This window comes from Pseudomonas sp. SB113 (assembly GCF_040754745.1).
Classification (GTDB): Bacteria; Pseudomonadota; Gammaproteobacteria; order Pseudomonadales; family Pseudomonadaceae; genus Aquipseudomonas; species Aquipseudomonas grimontii.
In genome coordinates this window covers 126,486-144,061 of sequence record NZ_JBFMHW010000013.1, presented here as the reverse complement: position 1 = coordinate 144,061, position 17,576 = coordinate 126,486, and the positions used below count along the sequence as shown (strand labels likewise).

The following is a 17,576-nucleotide window of genomic DNA, read 5'->3' as shown; positions in this document are numbered from 1 at the left end:
TGAGATTATCCGGCCACTACCCTAGGACGCTTTGATTGCGCGCGCAATGACCTCAGACACTCTCCAGGCACCAACCCTCAACCGCCCAGGTCAAAACGTGAGTGGGCTTGATCGCCTGCACGAACGCTTCGTCATGGGACACCACTACCATCGCCCCGTTAAAACCTTGCAACGCCTGCTCAAAAGCGATCACCGATTCCAGGTCCAAGTGGTTGCTGGGCTCGTCGAGCAACAGCAGTTGCGCGGGTGTTTCACGCCACAGGGCAATCGCCATCGCGGCTTTCAAACGCTCGCCGCCGCTGAGGTGCGCGGTCGGTTGTATCACCCGCCGGGCATCCAGTTGCAGCAAGGCCAGGCGCGTACGCAGTTCGGCTTCGGCCAGCGGTGTATCGAGCAGGTTGAGCTGTTCGACGACGGAGCGCCGGTCATCCAGCAGTGCCAGGCGCTGATCGATATAGGCAATGGGCACATGCACGTGGCATTCACCGCTGAGTGGCTGCCACTGGCCGGCCAGCAGCTTGAGCAAGGTGGATTTGCCGCAACCGTTGGGCCCACGCATGGCAACGCGCACCGGGCCCATCAGGTTGAGCGTCAACGCGGGGTGGTCCAGCCACGGTAATCGGGCATGGAGCAAGGCCAGCACCTGCCGACCGTTAGGCACCGCCGATCCCGGCAAGGCTAACAGGGTGGGGGTTTGTTCCTCGACCCGCGCATAGGCCTGGCGCACTTGGTCATCAAGCTGGTTTTTGTGGGCGTGGTGGGCGCTGCGCTGCGTACTCACGACCTCGGTGGCGGCGCCTTTCCAACGGGCCTTGGTAAACCGATCCACATTGGCCGTCTCTGCCTGTTTGCGTGAATGGGCGGCATTGCGTTGCAGGCTGTCATGGTCTTTTTGCAGACGCCGACGCTCACGGCTGCGCTCCAGGCGTGCGTGCTCCAGCGCGGCGAGGGCGGCTTGCTGCTGCCGGTCGCGCTGGATGCGATAGGCCTGGTAGTTACCACCGTACACCTGCGTTCCTAGGGGCGAGAGTTCGATGATGCGGCCGAGGGTGTCCAGCAGTTGCCGGTCATGGCTGACCACCACCAGGCCGCCGCGCCAATCCGCCAGCACGCGCAGCAGCCACGTGCGGCCAGCGCTGTCGAGGTGGTTCGTGGGTTCATCCAGTACCAGCAGTTGGGGGGCGGCCAACAGTGCACCGATCAGCGCAACCCGCGCCAATTGGCCGCCACTGAGTTGCGCGGCCGGGGTTTCAACACCGAGCTGTTCCAGGCCTGCGGCATCCAGGGCCCGACGCAGGCGATCGGCAAGGTCCCAGCGCTCGTCGATCAACGCCAGGTCGTCGACCTGCGCTGCGCCCAGGGCCATGCGCTCAAGCGCCGCCAAGGCCTCGGCGGCGCCCGTGACGTGGGCGACGGTATCTCCTGCAGCGATCACCACGTTCTGCGACACATACGCCACGCTGGCCGAGCAACCGAGTGAGCCGCGGGAGGGTGACAGCACCCCGGCGATCAGTTGGGCGAGGATACTTTTACCTCGGCCATTGCGCCCCACAATGCCAGTGGGCGTGTGGTCGATGGACAGGTTCAGGTCGTCCAGCAAGGTCTCGCCGTTGGCGAACTGGAAGCACAGGTGTTGCAGGGAAACCAATACGGGCAGCCGGTTGACGTCAGTCATCAGCACCTCCAAAAAATGTCGGACAGGCCAACAAGCGCGCCAGGCGGCTCGTTGCAGGTACATTTTGGAAGGCTTAGTGATTCACGTCGGCGGTCATCCCGAGGGTTGGAGGGGGGGCAAAGCCTAACTCGCCTTGGCGAGCTGTTCAAGGAACATGGCCAGAGCGACTTCCTCGGCCTTGAGCCCCTTGCGCAGCCGAGGCTTGGGCAGCTTGGATAACTCGCCCAGGCTGAAGTGCTCCAGCACCGCCGGGTGGATATAACACTTGCGACACACCGCCGGGGTGTTGCCCAGCTGCCTGGCAACGTCCTTGACCATCGCCACCACGTGCCGCTTGGCATCGGATTCGGGCTGCCATTCCAATTCGCGCAACACCGCCAGTGCCATGGCGGTACCGGCCCAGGTGCGGTAATCCTTGGCGGTGAAGTCGGCGCCGGTGAGGCTGTGCAGGTAGGCATTCACGTCCTGGGAACTGACCGAGTGACGTTCACCGTCCTCGTCCAGGTACTGGAACAGGTTTTGCCCCGGCAATTCCATACAGCGCTTGACCACCGCGGCCAGGCGCCGGTCCTTGACGCTGACCTGGTGCTCCACACCGCTCTTGCCGCGAAACTGGAACAGGATTTCGCTGCCTTTCACGTCCACATGGCGGTTACGCAAGGTGGTCAGCCCGTAGGATTTGTTGTCTCGCGCATATTGGGTATTGCCGACACGAATCAGCGTGGCGTCCAGCAGCATCACCACTGTGGCCAGGACTTTTTCGCGGGTGAAGCCGGGTTCGGCGATTTGCGCTTCCAGCTGTTTGCGCAGTTTCGGCAGGGCGGTGCCGAATTCCTGCAGCCGAGCGTACTTGTCGCTGTCGCGCACTTCGCGCCAGCGCGCGTGGTAGCGGTACTGCTTGCGTCCACGGGCGTCGCGCCCGGTGGCTTGCAGGTGGCCGCGCGGGTCGGCGCAGATCCACACGTCGGTATAGGCCGGCGGGACGGCGAGGGCGTTCAGGCGCTTGATCTCATCGGCGTCCTGGATGCGCCCGCCCTTCGCGTCGAAGTACTGGAACTTGCCGCGCAGCTTCTTGCGGCGAATGCCCGGCTGGGTGTCGTCAACGTAATGCAGGTCGCGGGGCAGGTCGGCGGGCAGCGCGGAGTCGGGCATGGGGCAAATTCCTTGGCAAAAAATCAGACCGGTATGCCTGATTGACCGCAGCCGTATGCGGTCGTGCCAAAAGGTTTTTTACGCCAGCACGGCGACCGCCTTGATCTGTGCCCATAGGGTCTGGCCGGGATGCAGTTGCAACTGATCGCGGGAGAAACGCGTGATGCGCGCCAGCAACGGTGTGCCATCCGCGTCCAGGCGCACCAGCACATGTGCGCTGTTATCCGCGGCAATCTCCTGGGTAACCGTCACCGGCAGGCGGTTGAGAATGCTGCTGTGTTCCTCGGCTTGCAGGCTGAGGCTGACGTCGCGCGCCTGGACCTTCACCCGCAGGGCTTTGCCCAGCGCCAGCGGAACATGGGCGACACGCAGGTGCTGGGCACTGTTGGGCAGTTGCAGCGTCAGCAGTTGGTAGTGATCGTCGTAGGCGCTGACGTTGCCGTTGACCACCACGCCCGCGTCGTCCCCTCGCGCCATCGGCAAGTCGAGCCGCGCCAGGGTTTCGCCGATAGGACCACTGGCCAGGGCCTTGCCGTCGCTGAGCAAGACGATGTGATCGGCCAGGCGCGCCACCTCATCTTGGGCGTGGCTGACGTACAGCACGGGGATGTCCAGTTCGTCGTGCAGGCGTTCCAGGTACGGCAGGATTTCGCCTTTGCGTTTGCTGTCGAGGGCGGCCAGGGGCTCATCCATCAACAACAAGTTGGGGCTGGTCAGCAAGGCGCGGGCGATGCCGATGCGTTGGCGCTCACCGCCGGACAGGTGCTGGGGATGCCGATCGAGCAGATGACCGATCCCGAGCAGTTCGGTGGCCTGGGCCATATCAACGCGGCGTTGCTGGCGCGGGATGCGCTTGAGGCCAAACTCCAGGTTGGCGCGCACCGACAAATGCGCGAACAGGCTAGGCTCCTGAAACACGTAGCCGAGCGCGCGCTTGTGCGGGGGCACGAACAACCCGTTGCGGCTGTCTTGCCAGACTTCATCGTTGATCTGGATAAAGCCGTCCTCGGCACGCTCAAGGCCGGCGATGCAGCGCAGGCAGGTGGTCTTGCCGGAGCCGGAATGCCCGTACAGCGCGGTCACCCCACGGCCGGGCAACTGCAGGTCCACGTCCAGGGCAAAGCCTGGGTACTTCACGTTCAGGCGCACATTGATCATCGACATCAGCTCCAGCCCATCTTGGTTTTACGGCTGGAGTAGAGCGCCAGCAACACGAGGAACGCGAACACCACCATGGAACCCGCCAGCCAATGGGCCTGGGCATATTCCATGGCTTCGACATGGTCGTAGATCTGTACCGAGACTACGCGGGTCTTGTCCGGGATATTGCCGCCGATCATCAGCACCACGCCGAACTCACCGACGGTGTGCGCAAACCCGAGAATGGCAGCGGTGATAAACCCCGGGCGCGCCAGAGGCAGGATGACGCTGAAGAAGGTGTCCCAGGGATTGGCGCGCAGGGTCGCGGCCACTTCCAATGGGCGAGTGCCGATGGCGGAGAAGGCGTTTTGCAATGGCTGCACCACAAACGGCATGGAATAGATCACCGAACCGATGACCAGCCCGGCGAAGCTGAAGGTGAGGGTACCCAGGCCCAGCCATTGGGTGAACTGGCCGACGTAGCCGTGGGGGCCCATGGCCAACAGCAGGTAGAAACCGATCACGGTGGGTGGCAGCACCAACGGCAAGGCCACCACCGCGCCAATCGGGCCGCGCCACCATGAACGCGTGCGCGACAGCCACAGGGCAATCGGCGTGCCGATGACCAGCAGGATCACAGTGGTCAGCGACGCCAGTTTGAGGGTCAACCAGATCGCGGAAAAATCGGCACTCGACAGGGGCATTTACTTGGCCAGCTCGTAACCATAGGACTTGATAACGGCAGTGGCTTTCGGCCCTTTGAGGTACTCGACCAGGGCCTTGGCTGCGGCGCTGTCTTTGCCCTTGTTGAGGATCACCGCGTCTTGTTTGATCGGGTCGTGCAGGGCCGCCGGGACGATCCACGCCGAACCGCTGGTGACTTTGCCGTCTTTATAGATCTGCGACAAGGCGACGAAACCCAACTCGGCGTTGCCAGTGGACACGAACTGAAAGGCCTGGGTGATGTTCTGGCCTTCGACGAGCTTGTCCTTGACCTTCTCGGTCAACCCTTCCTTGACCAGTACCTGGGTGGCGGCCAGCCCGTAAGGCGCGGCTTTCGGGTTGGCGATGGACAGGTGCTTGAATTCGTTCTTCTTCAAGACCTCACCCTTGGCGTCCACATAACCGTCCTTGGCCGACCACAGCGCCAGGGTGCCCACGGCGTAGGTGAAGCGCGAGCCTTTGACGGTGTCGCCTTCGTTTTCAAGCTTTTGCGGGGTGGTGTCATCGGCACTCAGGAACACTTCGAACGGCGCGCCGTTCTTGATCTGGGTGTAGAACTGCCCGGTGGCGCCGTAGGCCGCGATCAGTTTATGCCCGGTGTCTTTTTCGAAGTCGGCGGCAATCGCCTGGATCGGTGCGGTGAAGTTGGCCGCTACAGCCACTTGGACTTCATCCGCGTGCGCCGGACCGAAGGCGAGGGCGGCGACCAGAATGGCCAGGCGCGAGGCGTGAATCTTCATGAAGCAGCTCCTTGGGGTTGTACGGCTTGTTATAGGTAGAGGGCGTGACCGCTATGTATGGGAATATATAGCGGTTAGCCATTGCCGGTACAGTGCAAAGTTGCCACAGGTGAAGGCGCTACTTGAGTTTCGCCAAGGCCTGCCCGGCCAACTCGCGGGTCAGTTCGTAGGTGCTTGTGTCTTTGCCCAGGCGCAGCGCCTGGCCGGACCACAGGTTGCTGAAGCCTGCTTCGTCCTTGGCCTTGAGTGGCATTAATGCGCCTCCAGACCTGGGAAACGCGGGGGCCGTGGGGTTGATCGCGCCCAACTCACGCATTACTCGGTTAACGATGCCCCGCGCCGGGCGCCCGGTGAACAGGTTGGTCAGGGCGGTTTCGCTGGCCTGGGCGTGGCGCAACGCGTGGTGATGGGAGGCTGTGACCGTGGCTTCGGGCGTGAACAGATACGCCGTACCGATCTGTACCGCTGAAGCACCCAATGCCAAGGCTGCGACGATGCCACGCGCATCGCCAATGCCACCGGCAGCAATCACTGGCACGGTCACCGCGTCGACGATCTGCGGCACCAATGCCATCAGGCCTATCTGACTGTTGAGGTCGTCGCTCAGGAACATCCCACGATGGCCGCCAGCTTCAATGCCCATGGCAATAATCGCATCGCAACCGTGCTGCTCCAGCCAGATCGCCTCTTCAACGGTGGTGGCCGACGACAGCACCTTGGCGCCGGTGGCTTTTACCCGGTCCAGCAGGGGTTTTTCCGGCAGGCCAAAGTGAAAACTGACAACCTCGGGCCGGAACGCTTCAACCACCTGGCACGCGGCGTCGTTGAACGGTGCGCGATCGGACACCGGCGTTGGCGCCTCAAAATCGGCGCCCAGCTCGCGGTAGTAGGGCTCCAGCAGATCCTTCCAGCGTCGATCACGCGCTTCGTCGGCTGCAGGGGGCTGGTGGCAAAAGAAGTTGACGTTGATCGGGCGCGTACTGGCCTGGCGAATGCGGGTCAGTGCTTCGCGTAGTTGCTCAATGTTCAGTGTTGCCGCTGGCATCGAGCCCAGGGCGCCCGCTTCATTGGCGGCGATGACCATGGCGGCCGTGGTAGCGCCGGCCATCGGCGCTTGGATGATGGGCACGTCGATGCCCAGCAGGTCGAGAATGCGAGTGTCTGGCCAGGTGCTCATCGGATGCTTCTCCAGCGTCAGTCAGGTTTTTCGCTGTTTTAGCAGGGTACCTGGCACCCGGCCAGTCTGTTTTATTCACTGGACGAGGCGGGCTTTTCGTGCGCTTCAGTGGTCTCGTTCGCGGTCCAGCAACTGCCGCTTGCGCTCAACCCCCCAACGATAGCCCGACAAATCGCCATTGCTGCGCACCACCCGATGACAGGGGATCGCCACCGCGAGGCTGTTCGCCGCGCAGGCTTGGGCCACCGCGCGAAAAGACGTAGGCGCGCCGATACGCTGGGCGATTTGCGCATAGCTGGCTGTGCTGCCCACCGGGATTTCGCGCAAGGCCTGCCACACCCGCTCCTGAAAGGCCGTGCCACGCAGGTCCAGCGGCAGGTCCAGGCCGAGGGCGGGGGCCTCGATGAAACCTATGACGTGGGCAATCAGCTGTTCGAAATCGTGGTCAGCACCCACCAGCTCGGCCTTGGGGAACTGATCCTGCAAGTCACGCACCAGTTGGTCCGGGTCATCCCCCAGCAGGATCGCGCACACGCCGCGGGTGCTGCGGGCCACCAGAATCGCCCCAAGCGAACATTGCCCCACCGCAAATAGAATTTCGCTGTTGGTGCCACCCGCTTTGTAGTCACTGGGTTTCATGCCCAGCAAGTGGTTGGCCGACTCATAAAAGCGACTGTTGGAGTTGAAGCCTGCGCCGTACAGCGCATCGGTCACTGAATGCTGGCCCTTGAGCCCGTCGCGTACTTTTTGTGAGCGATGGGCGCTGGCGTAGGCCTTGGGAGTGAGGCCAGTGACGGCTTTGAAAATGCGGTGGAAATGAAAGGCGCTAAGCCCGGCGAGGGTGGCGAGCGCGTTCAGGCTCGGCGGGGTATCCGCCTGCTCGATATGGCGGCACGCGTCAGCCACCCGTTGTGCATCCTGAGCTGCTCGTTGGGTCTGGTCGCCGGCCGCACGTTTGCTCGCGCGATAACCCGCCGCTTCGGCTTGCGCCGGCGTGTCGAAGAATTCGATATTTTCCGGGCGCGGCAAGCGTGAGGCGCTGCTGGGTCGGCAGTACACGCCGGTGGTCTTCACGCCGTAGACGAACAGCGCATCGGCTTTGGGGTCGCGGGCGACGATTGCAGCCCAGCGCGGGTCGTGTTCGGTAGTCATGGTCGGCACTCTTGACGGATCCTGGCCAGATTAGCCTCGCCGTGCTGGCCTGGCACTCCGAAGCTTGCGGTCAAATCAACCGGCGGTGCGAAAGGTGAGGTTGATGCGCTGCGGGCCCATGATCGGGTGCACGCCTTCCTTGATCGGCATCACGCCGTGAAAGCGCAGGCGGTCGACGCCGCCCCAGACCACCACGTCACCGTGGAACAGCGAGATCTTTTGGGCTCGATCGCCACGCTCATGACCACCGAACAGGAAAATCGCCGCCAAGCCAAGGGACACGGATACCACAGGGGCGCTGTAGCAGCGCTCATTCTTGTCCTGGTGCAGGGACATTTTGGCGCCTGGCACATAGCGGTTGATCAGGCAGGCGTCGGGGTCGAAATCGCTGAACCCGGCGTCTGCCGCAGCTGATACCGCCAGTTCACGCAGCACGTCAGGCAGGGCCGGCCACGGTTGCTGGCTGCGCGGGTCCAGTGGGCTGTAGCGATAGCCGGTGGTGTCGGTGGTCCAGCCCAGGGCGCCGCAACTGCTCAACGCCGCCGACATGGTAAAGCCACCTGGCGTGACCATTTGCCGAAAAGGCGATTGAGCCAGCACGCTGCGCAACGCTGGCAGAAGTCGCTCAATCCAGGGCAGGGCATAGCCCCTTAGCACGTAGGACTGTTCGCCAATTTGCTCACGCCCTGCGGGCTGTTGCAGGGCGTCGTCAGCGAACAAGTCTGCAGTGGGGCCGGGCATTGCCTTACAGCGCCTTGCTCACGTTGATGTCGGTGATCACATCACCGGCATCGTGAATTTTCGACAAGGCTTGCAGGGCCTCTTCCACGCTATTGCTCGTAAGTTGGGCGAACTCAAAGCGGCGTTCGCCGTTGAGCTTGTACTTGATCACGTATTTGGTGGTAGCAGTCACGGTGATTTCCTGTGGCGTCTTCGAGTCAGCTCAGCTTGGTGCTGGTGCGACGTACGATGCGGATCTTGTGGGACAACGCGGGCTTGCGGGTGACACTGATCGCGCGACGCGTCACCACGTCCAGGGTGATGTTCCAGAACCCGGTGCTGGGTGCGGTGATTTTGGCAGGAAACTTATCGAAGGCGCCGCCGTGGTAGGTGTGGCGACCGCCATTCTTGAAGCTGCGAAAGTTCGCGTCGCTCATCAGGCGAATATTACAAGTCTGCGAGCACTCGATGACGACAATGTCTCCCTCGTTGAGGTGCTCGCGCTGGTGGATGAATTTCATGAGGGTGTCTCCAGAAGGGCTTTTTCTGAAAAATCAGAATGATACGTAGGTTAAGATAGAGTTTATCAGCCCCAGCGTGTTTATTATCGGCTCGTCTTCAATGACGTCGACAATTTAAAACAGTTATTTACCGAGTTATCAGGGATAAATCCTACGTGGGCGGGAGAAAATTACCATCCCCGCTGTCGTAGGGTCTTTATTGGAGGATTTGTATGAAGTGGAGTGTGTTGGTTCTGGCCTTGGCGATAGGTGGGTGTGCTTCGGTTGCAGATATCAAGCAGACCCCGCCGACGTTGGCAGTCATTTCCGGGAAAAAACCCCAGGAGTACGCCGCGTGTGTGGTAAGAAAATTGTCGGCCACCCGTCGGCCGCCGCAGATTGAACCGCATAAAGACGGTGTGCAGGTCATCGTGCCGCAGAAATTTTCCGCCGATCCTTCGGCTATTTTCGAAATTGAAGAGCGCTCCAGCGGTAGCAGCATCAAGCTCTACGAGAGCATGTCGAACGTGCCGATCCGTCCGGGTGATGTGAAGAAGGCCGGAGAAGAGTGCATTTCCGGTTGAGGCCGCTGGGGAAAGCAGATATGAAGCGTGAACACGTCAAAGCCCGTCATGCCGAGGGTGAAATCTCGGCCACCCATGTCATCCAGAACCCAGCCGACCTGGGCGAGTGGATCGTCTTCTTCAAGAAAAGCGGCGGGCGCAGCTTTTTTCTGGTGGATGATCAGGATGAAGTCGAGTCCTTTGCCAGCCTTGACGAGCTAAGCGAGATCCTTCGTGAGCTGGGCATCAAATTTGCCGAGATTCACCTGTAACCCTCAGGGTTACTTGCAGACCACCACCACGCTGCGACTTTTGTAGTTGCCCACATCCTGGCCCAGGGTCTTGTCGCTTTCTTTCAGCGATGGTGTGCCCTCGGTGCCGACAATGCGATAGCCGGTGCCTGCGCAGGAGGCCTCGGCTTTCTCGTAGCAACTGGCCCAGGAGTTGGCTTCGCCTGAACAGTCGATGGTCAGGCCTTGCTCACCGTTTTTGAGGTAGACATCGGAAGTCGTGGTACAGCCGGCAAGTGCCAGTACCGCAGTCAGTGCCAGAAATTTGTTCATGTGTGTTCGTCGTCGAGGGTGTGGGAGGGGCGCTGACACTGTCGTGGGGCGTTTTTGGAAGATTATAGCGAACTGCCATCTAGGTACAGGCAAAACCAAAAAAGCCCCGTAAGTCGGGGCTTTTTGCGCAGGGCCTGGAGGCTTACTTGCCCTTCGGTCTTTTGCTCGACGCGTGGCCCGCTTCATCCACAAATACTTCGGCGACCGCGATGGCCATGCTTTCGGTTTCGAAAACGCCCGCGACGCTGTCTCCATGGAAGTTGATCAGGTGCCAGCCATCCGCTCGCTTGGTGATCAGGTAGCCGTTCACGCCTTTTGGTTCTGACATCTATTAACAATCTCGTGGTCTGATTCAAGGGCGTAATGATAGCGCCAAATGTCCCTGGGCCGCGCAAGTTATTCCAGGTCAGTGTTCTGGGCTGAAAAGCGTGTTAAAAGGGTTGCAGACCCCTTTAAACAGGAGGAAGCGGTTTTTTTTAGTGTGATGGCGGAGTCGCTCTTTGTAATATCAGCGGAACTTACGCCGACATTTTTTCTCTATGATGACATCGCAACGCCAGCAGGACCCATTGTAAGGTGACTGCGGCCTGATTAGACTGCGCCGAATTCCGTACGCACAGCCCTTTGTAAGGACTTATATGATCAAGAAATGCTTGTTCCCAGCAGCCGGTTACGGCACTCGCTTCTTGCCAGCGACCAAGGCCATGCCCAAAGAGATGCTGCCGGTGGTAAACAAGCCACTGATTCAGTACGGCGTCGAAGAGGCATTGGATGCCGGTCTGAACGAAATCTCTATCGTCACCGGTCGCGGTAAGCGTGCACTGGAAGACCACTTCGACATCAGCTACGAGCTGGAAAACCAAATCAAGGGCACCGACAAGGAAAAATACCTGGTCGGCATCCGCAAACTGCTGGACGAGTGCTCGTTCTCCTACACCCGTCAGACCCAGATGAAAGGCCTCGGCCACGCCATCCTGACCGGTCGCCCATTGATTGGTGACGAGCCGTTCGCCGTAGTCCTCGCGGACGACCTGTGTGTGAACCTGGAAGGCGACGGCGTACTGACCCAGATGGTCAAGCTGTACCAGAAATACCGTTGCACCATCGTTGCGGTTCAAGAGGTTGATCCTCAAGAGACCAACAAGTACGGCGTGATTGCCGGTGACGACATTGGTGATGGCCTGATCCGCGTACGTGACATGGTCGAGAAGCCTGCGCCTGAAGATGCACCGTCGAACCTGGCGATCATCGGTCGTTACATTCTGACCCCGGACATCTTCAAGCTGATCGAAGAAACCGAGCCAGGCAAAGGTGGCGAGATCCAAATCACCGACGCCCTGTTGAAACAGGCGAAAGACGGTTGTGTGATTGCCTACAAGTTCAAGGGGCGTCGTTTTGACTGCGGTGGCGCCGAGGGCTACATCGAAGCAACCAACTTCTGCTACGAGCACTTCTACAAGACTGGCAAAGCTTACTGATTCACGCTTGCCTGCGTTTGAAAAGCCACCTTCGGGTGGCTTTTTCGTTTTTCAGCCCCATGTAAGTCGGTATGCTGATGTCCTGCCGAGGAGAGTGAAATGGCCTACGATTTTGATCTGTATGTAATTGGCGCCGGTTCCGGCGGTGTTCGCGCGGCGCGCTTTGCTGCGGGCTTTGGCGCCAAGGTGGCCGTGGCGGAAAGCCGTTACCTGGGCGGTACCTGCGTAAACGTCGGCTGCGTGCCGAAGAAACTGTTGGTGTACGGCGCGCATTTCGCCGAGGACTTCGAGCAGGCCAGTGGCTTTGGCTGGTCCCTGGGCGAAGCGAATTTTGATTGGGCGACCCTGATCGCCAACAAGGATCGCGAGATCAACCGCCTGAACGGCATCTACCGCAACCTGCTGGTCAACAGTGGCGTGACCCTGCATGAAGGTCATGCGCGCCTGGTTGACCCGCACCAGGTGGAAATCAACGGTGAGCGCTTTACGGCCAAGCATATCTTGATTGCGACCGGCGGCTGGCCGCAGATTCCGGACATTCCGGGGCGTGAACACGCGATTGGCTCCAATGAGGCGTTCTTCCTCAAAGCGTTGCCCAAACGCGTGCTGGTGGTGGGGGGCGGCTATATCGCGGTTGAGTTCGCCGGGATTTTCCATGGCCTGGGTGCGCAAACTTCGTTGTTGTATCGCGGCGATCTGTTCCTGAGGGGCTTTGATGGTTCAGTGCGTACGCACCTGAAGGAAGAATTGACCAAGCGCGGCCTCGACCTGCAATTCAACGCCGATATCGAACGCATTGAAAAGCAAGCCGATGGCAGCCTCAAGGCCACCTTGAAAGACGGTCGTGTGCTGGAGGCCGACTGCGTGTTCTATGCCACCGGCCGACGTCCGATGCTGGATAACCTGGGGTTGGAAAATACCGGCGTCACACTGGATGAGCGCGGTTTTGTCCAGGTGAACGACCAGTATGAAACGACTGAAGCGTCGATCCTGGCGATCGGTGATGTGATCGGCCGCGTACAGCTGACGCCGGTCGCCCTCGCCGAAGGCATGGCAGTAGCGCGTCGCTTGTTCAAGCCCGAGCAATACCGCCCGGTGGACTACGCAATGATCCCGACAGCGGTATTCAGCCTGCCGAATATCGGTACCGTCGGTTTGACGGAGGAGGAGGCGAAGAAAAACGGGCACAAGGTGCAGGTCTTCGAAAGCCGTTTCCGCCCGATGAAGCTGACCTTGACCGAGTGCCAGGAAAAAACCTTGATGAAGCTGGTAGTCGACGCCGACACCGACAAAGTATTGGGCTGCCACATGGTCGGCCCGGACGCGGGCGAGATCGTCCAGGGCCTGGCGATTGCGCTCAAGGCCGGCGCGACCAAGCAGCACTTCGATGAAACCATCGGCGTACACCCCACGGCGGCGGAAGAGTTCGTCACCATGCGCACGCCTGTGGCGGGCTGATCAGGCTGGTGGCATTGCCTCTGGCGCCGTTGCAACGGCGGCGGCCAGGCGCAATGCTTCGACAGTGGCATGGGCCTTCATAAGGTCCAGTTCCAGGCACTTGTTGGTGTGCGCGTGTTCTGTCAACGCTTGTTGGCGTGACTCGTTTTCAAGCAAGGCAACCCGCAGACGCTCCTGAAGCAGAGTGCGCTCGCTGTCGATCTGGCTCGCGTGTTCGCTCAGCTTCAGTTGCTGCGCCTGGCCTTTGCGGGTTTCTTCCTGCAGCGCAGCCAATTCCCTGGTCGTCACTCGCTGTTCGATCAGTAGTCGCTCATTGTCGCGATGCAGCTGGGTGATCTCATCCTGGCGAACCATTGCACTTTGCTGGGCCTGGCGCAGTTCTGCCTGTACCTGCTGCAACTGGCCTTCGTGGCGCTGCTGTTCCTGCTCGCGTTGCTCCTTGATCGCATTTCGGTAGTGCTCCAGCGCCTCGCGGGCGTGCAGGTGCTTTTCTTCCAGCGAGCGAATCTGTTCATCCTTGTCATTGATCCGCAGTTCGTAATCACTGCAGGCCTGGCTGAGCCCGGCGTTGCGCGTTTGCTCGGTTTGCAGGCTGGTGCTGGTGGTGTGCAGGGCAGCGCTTTCTTCTGCCAGTGCGGCCGCCTGAATATCGAATTGTTGCTTGAGTTCGCGGTGAGCGTCCTCAAGCGTCTCGATCTGCGCGAGCAGGGCGGTTTTTTGCTGTTCGAACTGCGCCAGGGCCAGGTCGATTGGCTCTTGAGCCTTCTCCTTCAAGCGCTGCGCCAAGCGTGCAACCAGTTCGCCAAGCTCGTCGTCAATCGGGGCTTCGGTAATGGTCAGGCGGGCCTCGCTGTCGTCCAGCTCCTTCAAATAGCGGTGGATCGTGGTTTTCGAGCCGGTATTGCCCATCTCGATGCGTACCGCGTCGATGCTGGGGTTCTCGCCACGGGCTAGGATCGCCAGGCGTGCCGTTTGAACTACTGCTTTATTAATGCCGCCGCGAGCCATGGGGTCTCCGTCGATTTAGTACTGTGGTATGTATTATGTATATACATACTATATCACGAATAAAAACCCGTTGAAATTCATGATTCAACAGATGGGATATTGGCGTATTATCCCGTGTCAGTAGTGTTTGGAACGCTTTTACCTCTGCCAGTAGTACGAATAGGCCTCCCATGAGCGATCTGGATCGTTACCTCAGCGCCGCCACCCGCGATAACACGCGCCGCAGCTATCGTGCGGCCATCGAACACTTCGAGGTCAGTTGGGGCGGGTTTCTGCCGGCCACCAGCGACAGCGTGGCGCGTTATCTGGTGGCGCATGCAGGCGTGCTGGCGGTCAACACCCTGAAGCTGCGGCTCTCGGCATTAGCGCAATGGCATACCAGCCAGGGCTTTCCCGACCCGACGAAAGCGCCGGTGGTACGCAAGGTGCTCAAGGGGATTCGCGCCGTGCACCCGGTGCAGGAGAAGCAGGCCGAGCCGTTGCAGCTCAGGCATCTGGAGCAGGTCGTGGCCTGCCTTGAGGCTGAGGCGCGAGAGGCCAGTGAGGCGCATGACCCACCGCGATTGCTGCGCGCCAAGCGCGACACTGCGCTTATCCTGCTGGGCTTCTGGCGCGGTTTTCGTAGCGATGAGTTGTGCCGGTTAAGTATCGAACACGTGCAGGCCACACCCAGTGTCGGCATCAGCCTGTATCTGCCGCGCAGCAAAAGTGACCGCGACAACCTCGGCAAGACCTATCACACCCCGGCGCTGCTGCGCCTGTGTCCGGTGCAGGCCTACAGTGAATGGCTCAGCGCCTCGGCGCTGGTGCGTGGTCCGGTATTCCGGGGTATCGACCGCTGGGGAAACCTGGGCGAGGAGGGCTTGCACCCCAACAGCGTGATCCCGCTGCTGCGCCAGGCGCTTGAGCGTGCGGGCATCGCCGCCGAGCACTACACCAGTCACTCCCTGCGCCGCGGGTTTGCCACCTGGGCCCATCGCAGCGGCTGGGACTTGAAGTCGTTGATGAGTTACGTCGGCTGGAGCGACATGAAATCCGCCATGCGCTATGTTGAAGCGACGCCCTTTCTCGGCATGACATTGGCCACCCAAGCGCTGCTTTGAGATTTCTTCTATTAATACCGTCACCTGATAGAGAAAACCAATCATCAGCATCAGGTTTGCCAATGAGCCATCCACCGAGAGAGTGGGTAGGATTCACCTCATCAACTTCTTAACCCCTGACGGAGAGTCAACGATGCCTATCATCAACAGCCAAGTAAAACCGTTCAAAGCTACCGCATACAAAAACGGCAACTTCGTAGATGTGACCGACGCTGACCTGAAAGGCAAATGGTCGGTAGTGTTCTTCTACCCAGCCGACTTCACCTTCGTTTGCCCAACCGAGCTGGAAGACCTGGCTGACAACTACGCCGAATTCCAGAAACTGGGCGTCGAAATCTACAGCGTTTCCACCGACACCCACTTTGCCCACGCTGCCTGGCACAACACTTCGCCAGCCATCGGCAAAATCCAGTACACCATGATCGGCGACCCAACCCTGACCATCTCCCGCAACTTCGACGTACTGATCGAAGAAGCTGGCCTGGCTGACCGCGGTACCTTCGTGATCAACCCGGAAGGTCAGATCAAGATCGTTGAACTGAACGACGGCGGTGTTGGCCGTGACGCTTCCGAGCTGCTGCGCAAGATCAAGGCCGCTCAATATGTTGCTGCCCACCCAGGCGAAGTGTGCCCAGCCAAGTGGAAAGAAGGCGAGGCTACTCTGGCTCCGTCCCTGGACCTGGTCGGCAAGATCTAAGTCTGTGAAGACGTATCAAGGGCGGAACTCCGCACTTAAGTAAGCTGCATCCGCCCTCAAAACGCCCGGGCGAGAGTCGCTCGGGCGTTTTTTTGTCTGCAATAAACCGAATTAATAGGAAATCGCCCGTATGTTGGACGCCAATCTTAAAGCTCAGTTGAAGTCATACCTGGAACGGGTCACCCAGCCGATCGAGATCGTCGCCTCCCTCGACGACGGCGCGAAATCCCAGGAAATGCTTGCCCTTCTGCAGGACGTAACCAGCCTCACCACGCTGATTACCCTGAAGACCGATGGCGATGATGCGCGCAAGCCGTCGTTCTCCATCAACCGCCCGGGTGCCGATATCAGCCTGCGTTTCGCCGGCATCCCCATGGGCCATGAATTCACTTCGTTGGTGCTGGCCCTGCTGCAAGTCGGTGGCCACCCGTCGAAGGCCAGTGTCGAAGTAATCGAACAGATCCGCGCCCTTAAAGGCGAGTTCAGTTTCGAGACTTACTTCTCGCTGTCCTGCCAGAACTGCCCTGACGTGGTCCAGGCGCTGAACCTGATGGCCGTGCTTAACCCGAACATCCGCCACGTTGCCATTGACGGCGCGCTGTTCCAGGCTGAAGTCGACGAGCGCCAGATCATGGCGGTGCCGAGCGTCTACTTGAACGGGGTGAACTTCGGCCAGGGCCGTATGGGCCTGGAAGAAATCCTCGCCAAGCTCGACACCAGCGGCATTGAAAAAGCTGCCGAGAAAATCAGCGCCAAAGATGCCTTTGATGTGCTGGTTGTCGGCGGTGGCCCAGCCGGTTCCGCAGCCGCCATCTACGCAGCACGTAAAGGCATTCGCACCGGTGTGGCCGCCGAACGCTTTGGCGGCCAGGTGCTGGACACCATGTCCATCGAGAACTTTATCTCGGTACAGGAAACCGAAGGGCCGAAACTGGCCAGCGCCCTTGAAGCCCACGTGCGTCAGTACGACGTGGACATCATGAACCTGCAGCGCGCCAGCAGCCTGATCCCAGCGAAAAACGCCGGTGACCTGCATGAAATTCGTTTTGAAAGCGGTGCGACCCTCAAGTCCAAGACCGTGATCCTGGCCACCGGCGCTCGCTGGCGCGAAATGGGTGTGCCGGGCGAGCAGGAATACAAGGCCAAGGGCGTGTGCTTCTGCCCGCACTGCGATGGTCCGTTGTTCAAGGGCAAGCGTGTGGCAGTGATCGGCGGCGGTAACTCTGGCGTTGAAGCGGCCATTGACCTGGCCGGTATCGTCAGCCACGTGACCTTGCTGGAGTTCGACAGCAAGTTGCGCGCCGATGCGGTCTTGCAGCGCAAGTTGTACAGCCTGCCTAACGTTGACGTGATCACCAGCGCGCTGACCAGTGAAGTCAAAGGCGATGGCCAGAAAGTCACCGGCCTGGCCTACAAGGATCGCGATACTGGCGATTTCAAGACCATCGACCTGGAAGGCATCTTTGTACAGATCGGCTTGCTGCCCAACACCGACTGGCTTAAAGGCACTGTGGAGCTGACCCCGCGTGGCGAGATCATCGTCGATGCCCGTGGCGAGACTTCACTGCCGGGTGTGTTCGCCGCCGGTGACGTGACGACCGTGCCGTACAAGCAGATCGTGATTGCAGTCGGCGAGGGCGCCAAGGCTTCCCTGAGTGCTTTCGATCACCTGATCCGTACGTCCGCTCCGGCGTAACCCCCGGCACGGAAACGAAAAACCCCATGAG

20 protein-coding genes are annotated in these 17,576 nt (G+C 60.2%); 7 read left to right on the top strand and 13 right to left on the bottom strand.

Annotated features, from left to right (window positions below):
- Positions 1-52 precede the first annotated feature (52 nt).
- From AB1462_RS18510 to AB1462_RS18465, 10 genes are all read right to left on the bottom strand, one after another.
- Positions 53-1,675 carry an ABC-F family ATP-binding cassette domain-containing protein gene (locus tag AB1462_RS18510; protein WP_367247582.1) on the bottom strand — a complete coding sequence of 541 codons (1,623 nt, stop codon included), beginning with the start codon at positions 1,673-1,675 and terminating at the stop codon, positions 53-55.
- Positions 1,676-1,798: 123 nt separating this feature from the next.
- On the bottom strand, positions 1,799-2,827 hold the full coding sequence (locus AB1462_RS18505) for a DNA topoisomerase IB (protein ID WP_367247581.1): 1,029 nt from the start codon (positions 2,825-2,827) through the stop codon (positions 1,799-1,801).
- A gap of 78 nt (positions 2,828-2,905) precedes the next feature.
- On the bottom strand, positions 2,906-3,991 hold the full coding sequence (gene modC, locus AB1462_RS18500; protein WP_367247579.1) for a molybdenum ABC transporter ATP-binding protein: 1,086 nt from the start codon (positions 3,989-3,991) through the stop codon (positions 2,906-2,908).
- A complete protein-coding gene (modB, locus tag AB1462_RS18495; protein WP_315336117.1) occupies positions 3,991-4,671 on the bottom strand; it encodes a molybdate ABC transporter permease subunit in 681 nt (226 codons plus the stop codon). The genes modC and modB overlap by 1 nt, the downstream gene beginning before the upstream one ends.
- The gene (gene modA / locus AB1462_RS18490) at positions 4,672-5,430 is read right to left on the bottom strand and encodes a molybdate ABC transporter substrate-binding protein (RefSeq protein WP_367247577.1); all 759 of its coding nucleotides are present in this window, start codon (positions 5,428-5,430) and stop codon (positions 4,672-4,674) included.
- A gap of 118 nt (positions 5,431-5,548) precedes the next feature.
- Positions 5,549-6,607 carry an NAD(P)H-dependent flavin oxidoreductase gene (locus AB1462_RS18485; protein ID WP_367247576.1) on the bottom strand — a complete coding sequence of 353 codons (1,059 nt, stop codon included), beginning with the start codon at positions 6,605-6,607 and terminating at the stop codon, positions 5,549-5,551.
- Between the two features lie 105 nt (positions 6,608-6,712).
- Positions 6,713-7,759, bottom strand: coding sequence for a bifunctional DNA-binding transcriptional regulator/O6-methylguanine-DNA methyltransferase Ada (gene ada, locus AB1462_RS18480; protein WP_315336111.1), 1,047 nt, complete (start codon positions 7,757-7,759; stop codon positions 6,713-6,715).
- Between the two features lie 75 nt (positions 7,760-7,834).
- Complete coding sequence (gene alkB / locus AB1462_RS18475; RefSeq protein ID WP_367247574.1) at positions 7,835-8,500, bottom strand: DNA oxidative demethylase AlkB; 666 nt, start codon at positions 8,498-8,500, stop codon at positions 7,835-7,837.
- 4 nt (positions 8,501-8,504) lie between these two features.
- On the bottom strand, positions 8,505-8,672 hold the full coding sequence (locus tag AB1462_RS18470; protein ID WP_367247573.1) for a hypothetical protein: 168 nt from the start codon (positions 8,670-8,672) through the stop codon (positions 8,505-8,507).
- A gap of 25 nt (positions 8,673-8,697) precedes the next feature.
- Entirely contained in the window at positions 8,698-9,000 is a 303-nt protein-coding gene (locus AB1462_RS18465; RefSeq protein WP_003173824.1) for a DUF1883 domain-containing protein, read from the bottom strand.
- A gap of 212 nt (positions 9,001-9,212) precedes the next feature.
- On the opposite strand from AB1462_RS18465, the gene AB1462_RS18460 reads away from it, so the two are divergent.
- Together AB1462_RS18460 and AB1462_RS18455 are read left to right on the top strand one after the other, a co-directional pair.
- Positions 9,213-9,563: a hypothetical protein gene (locus AB1462_RS18460; RefSeq protein WP_027606592.1), complete on the top strand. Its 351-nt coding sequence runs from the start codon at positions 9,213-9,215 to the stop codon at positions 9,561-9,563.
- A 20-nt stretch (positions 9,564-9,583) separates the two neighbouring features.
- Positions 9,584-9,814: a hypothetical protein gene (locus AB1462_RS18455; RefSeq protein ID WP_027606591.1), complete on the top strand. Its 231-nt coding sequence runs from the start codon at positions 9,584-9,586 to the stop codon at positions 9,812-9,814.
- A 9-nt stretch (positions 9,815-9,823) separates the two neighbouring features.
- Here AB1462_RS18455 and AB1462_RS18450 read toward each other — a convergent pair whose 3' ends face one another.
- The gene (locus AB1462_RS18450; protein WP_090403987.1) at positions 9,824-10,105 is read right to left on the bottom strand and encodes a hypothetical protein; all 282 of its coding nucleotides are present in this window, start codon (positions 10,103-10,105) and stop codon (positions 9,824-9,826) included.
- Between the two features lie 142 nt (positions 10,106-10,247).
- A complete protein-coding gene (locus tag AB1462_RS18445) occupies positions 10,248-10,433 on the bottom strand; it encodes a hypothetical protein (protein WP_017528082.1) in 186 nt (61 codons plus the stop codon).
- 310 nt (positions 10,434-10,743) lie between these two features.
- Here AB1462_RS18445 and galU point away from each other — a divergent pair, with 310 nt between their 5' ends.
- Positions 10,744-11,583, top strand: a complete 840-nt coding sequence (gene galU / locus AB1462_RS18440) for a UTP--glucose-1-phosphate uridylyltransferase GalU (protein WP_003212579.1) — start codon at positions 10,744-10,746, stop codon at positions 11,581-11,583.
- 99 nt (positions 11,584-11,682) lie between these two features.
- Positions 11,683-13,041, top strand: a complete 1,359-nt coding sequence (gorA, locus tag AB1462_RS18435) for a glutathione-disulfide reductase (RefSeq protein ID WP_367247571.1) — start codon at positions 11,683-11,685, stop codon at positions 13,039-13,041.
- Here gorA and AB1462_RS18430 read toward each other — a convergent pair whose 3' ends face one another.
- On the bottom strand, positions 13,042-14,049 hold the full coding sequence (locus AB1462_RS18430) for a DNA-binding protein (protein WP_315336101.1): 1,008 nt from the start codon (positions 14,047-14,049) through the stop codon (positions 13,042-13,044).
- A gap of 170 nt (positions 14,050-14,219) precedes the next feature.
- On the opposite strand from AB1462_RS18430, the gene AB1462_RS18425 reads away from it, so the two are divergent.
- The 3 genes from AB1462_RS18425 to ahpF all read left to right on the top strand — a co-directional run bounded on the left by AB1462_RS18425 (position 14,220) and on the right by ahpF (position 17,545).
- Positions 14,220-15,152 (top strand): site-specific integrase, encoded by a 933-nt coding sequence (locus AB1462_RS18425; protein WP_090403991.1) that lies wholly within the window; start codon positions 14,220-14,222, stop codon positions 15,150-15,152.
- Between the two features lie 133 nt (positions 15,153-15,285).
- Positions 15,286-15,849, top strand: a complete 564-nt coding sequence (gene ahpC, locus AB1462_RS18420; protein WP_003173835.1) for an alkyl hydroperoxide reductase subunit C — start codon at positions 15,286-15,288, stop codon at positions 15,847-15,849.
- Between the two features lie 130 nt (positions 15,850-15,979).
- Positions 15,980-17,545, top strand: coding sequence for an alkyl hydroperoxide reductase subunit F (gene ahpF / locus AB1462_RS18415; protein WP_367247568.1), 1,566 nt, complete (start codon positions 15,980-15,982; stop codon positions 17,543-17,545).
- Positions 17,546-17,576 lie beyond the last annotated feature (31 nt).

What these genes read in the sequence shown, in the direction of transcription:
- alkB (WP_367247574.1), bottom strand. Translation starts at nt 8,500, where the DNA reads ATGCCCGGCCCCACTGCAGACTTGTTCGCTGACGACGCCCTGCAACAG.
- AB1462_RS18425 (WP_090403991.1), top strand. Translation starts at nt 14,220, where the DNA reads ATGAGCGATCTGGATCGTTACCTCAGCGCCGCCACCCGCGATAACACG.
- AB1462_RS18465 (WP_003173824.1), bottom strand. Translation starts at nt 9,000, where the DNA reads ATGAAATTCATCCACCAGCGCGAGCACCTCAACGAGGGAGACATTGTC.
- AB1462_RS18510 (WP_367247582.1), bottom strand. Translation starts at nt 1,675, where the DNA reads ATGACTGACGTCAACCGGCTGCCCGTATTGGTTTCCCTGCAACACCTG.
- AB1462_RS18455 (WP_027606591.1), top strand. Translation starts at nt 9,584, where the DNA reads ATGAAGCGTGAACACGTCAAAGCCCGTCATGCCGAGGGTGAAATCTCG.
- modB (WP_315336117.1), bottom strand. Translation starts at nt 4,671, where the DNA reads ATGCCCCTGTCGAGTGCCGATTTTTCCGCGATCTGGTTGACCCTCAAA.
- AB1462_RS18445 (WP_017528082.1), bottom strand. Translation starts at nt 10,433, where the DNA reads ATGTCAGAACCAAAAGGCGTGAACGGCTACCTGATCACCAAGCGAGCG.
- AB1462_RS18505 (WP_367247581.1), bottom strand. Translation starts at nt 2,827, where the DNA reads ATGCCCGACTCCGCGCTGCCCGCCGACCTGCCCCGCGACCTGCATTAC.
- ahpF (WP_367247568.1), top strand. Translation starts at nt 15,980, where the DNA reads ATGTTGGACGCCAATCTTAAAGCTCAGTTGAAGTCATACCTGGAACGG.
- AB1462_RS18485 (WP_367247576.1), bottom strand. Translation starts at nt 6,607, where the DNA reads ATGAGCACCTGGCCAGACACTCGCATTCTCGACCTGCTGGGCATCGAC.
- galU (WP_003212579.1), top strand. Translation starts at nt 10,744, where the DNA reads ATGATCAAGAAATGCTTGTTCCCAGCAGCCGGTTACGGCACTCGCTTC.
- AB1462_RS18450 (WP_090403987.1), bottom strand. Translation starts at nt 10,105, where the DNA reads ATGAACAAATTTCTGGCACTGACTGCGGTACTGGCACTTGCCGGCTGT.
- ada (WP_315336111.1), bottom strand. Translation starts at nt 7,759, where the DNA reads ATGACTACCGAACACGACCCGCGCTGGGCTGCAATCGTCGCCCGCGAC.
- AB1462_RS18460 (WP_027606592.1), top strand. Translation starts at nt 9,213, where the DNA reads ATGAAGTGGAGTGTGTTGGTTCTGGCCTTGGCGATAGGTGGGTGTGCT.
- AB1462_RS18430 (WP_315336101.1), bottom strand. Translation starts at nt 14,049, where the DNA reads ATGGCTCGCGGCGGCATTAATAAAGCAGTAGTTCAAACGGCACGCCTG.
- ahpC (WP_003173835.1), top strand. Translation starts at nt 15,286, where the DNA reads ATGCCTATCATCAACAGCCAAGTAAAACCGTTCAAAGCTACCGCATAC.
- modA (WP_367247577.1), bottom strand. Translation starts at nt 5,430, where the DNA reads ATGAAGATTCACGCCTCGCGCCTGGCCATTCTGGTCGCCGCCCTCGCC.
- gorA (WP_367247571.1), top strand. Translation starts at nt 11,683, where the DNA reads ATGGCCTACGATTTTGATCTGTATGTAATTGGCGCCGGTTCCGGCGGT.
- modC (WP_367247579.1), bottom strand. Translation starts at nt 3,991, where the DNA reads ATGTCGATGATCAATGTGCGCCTGAACGTGAAGTACCCAGGCTTTGCC.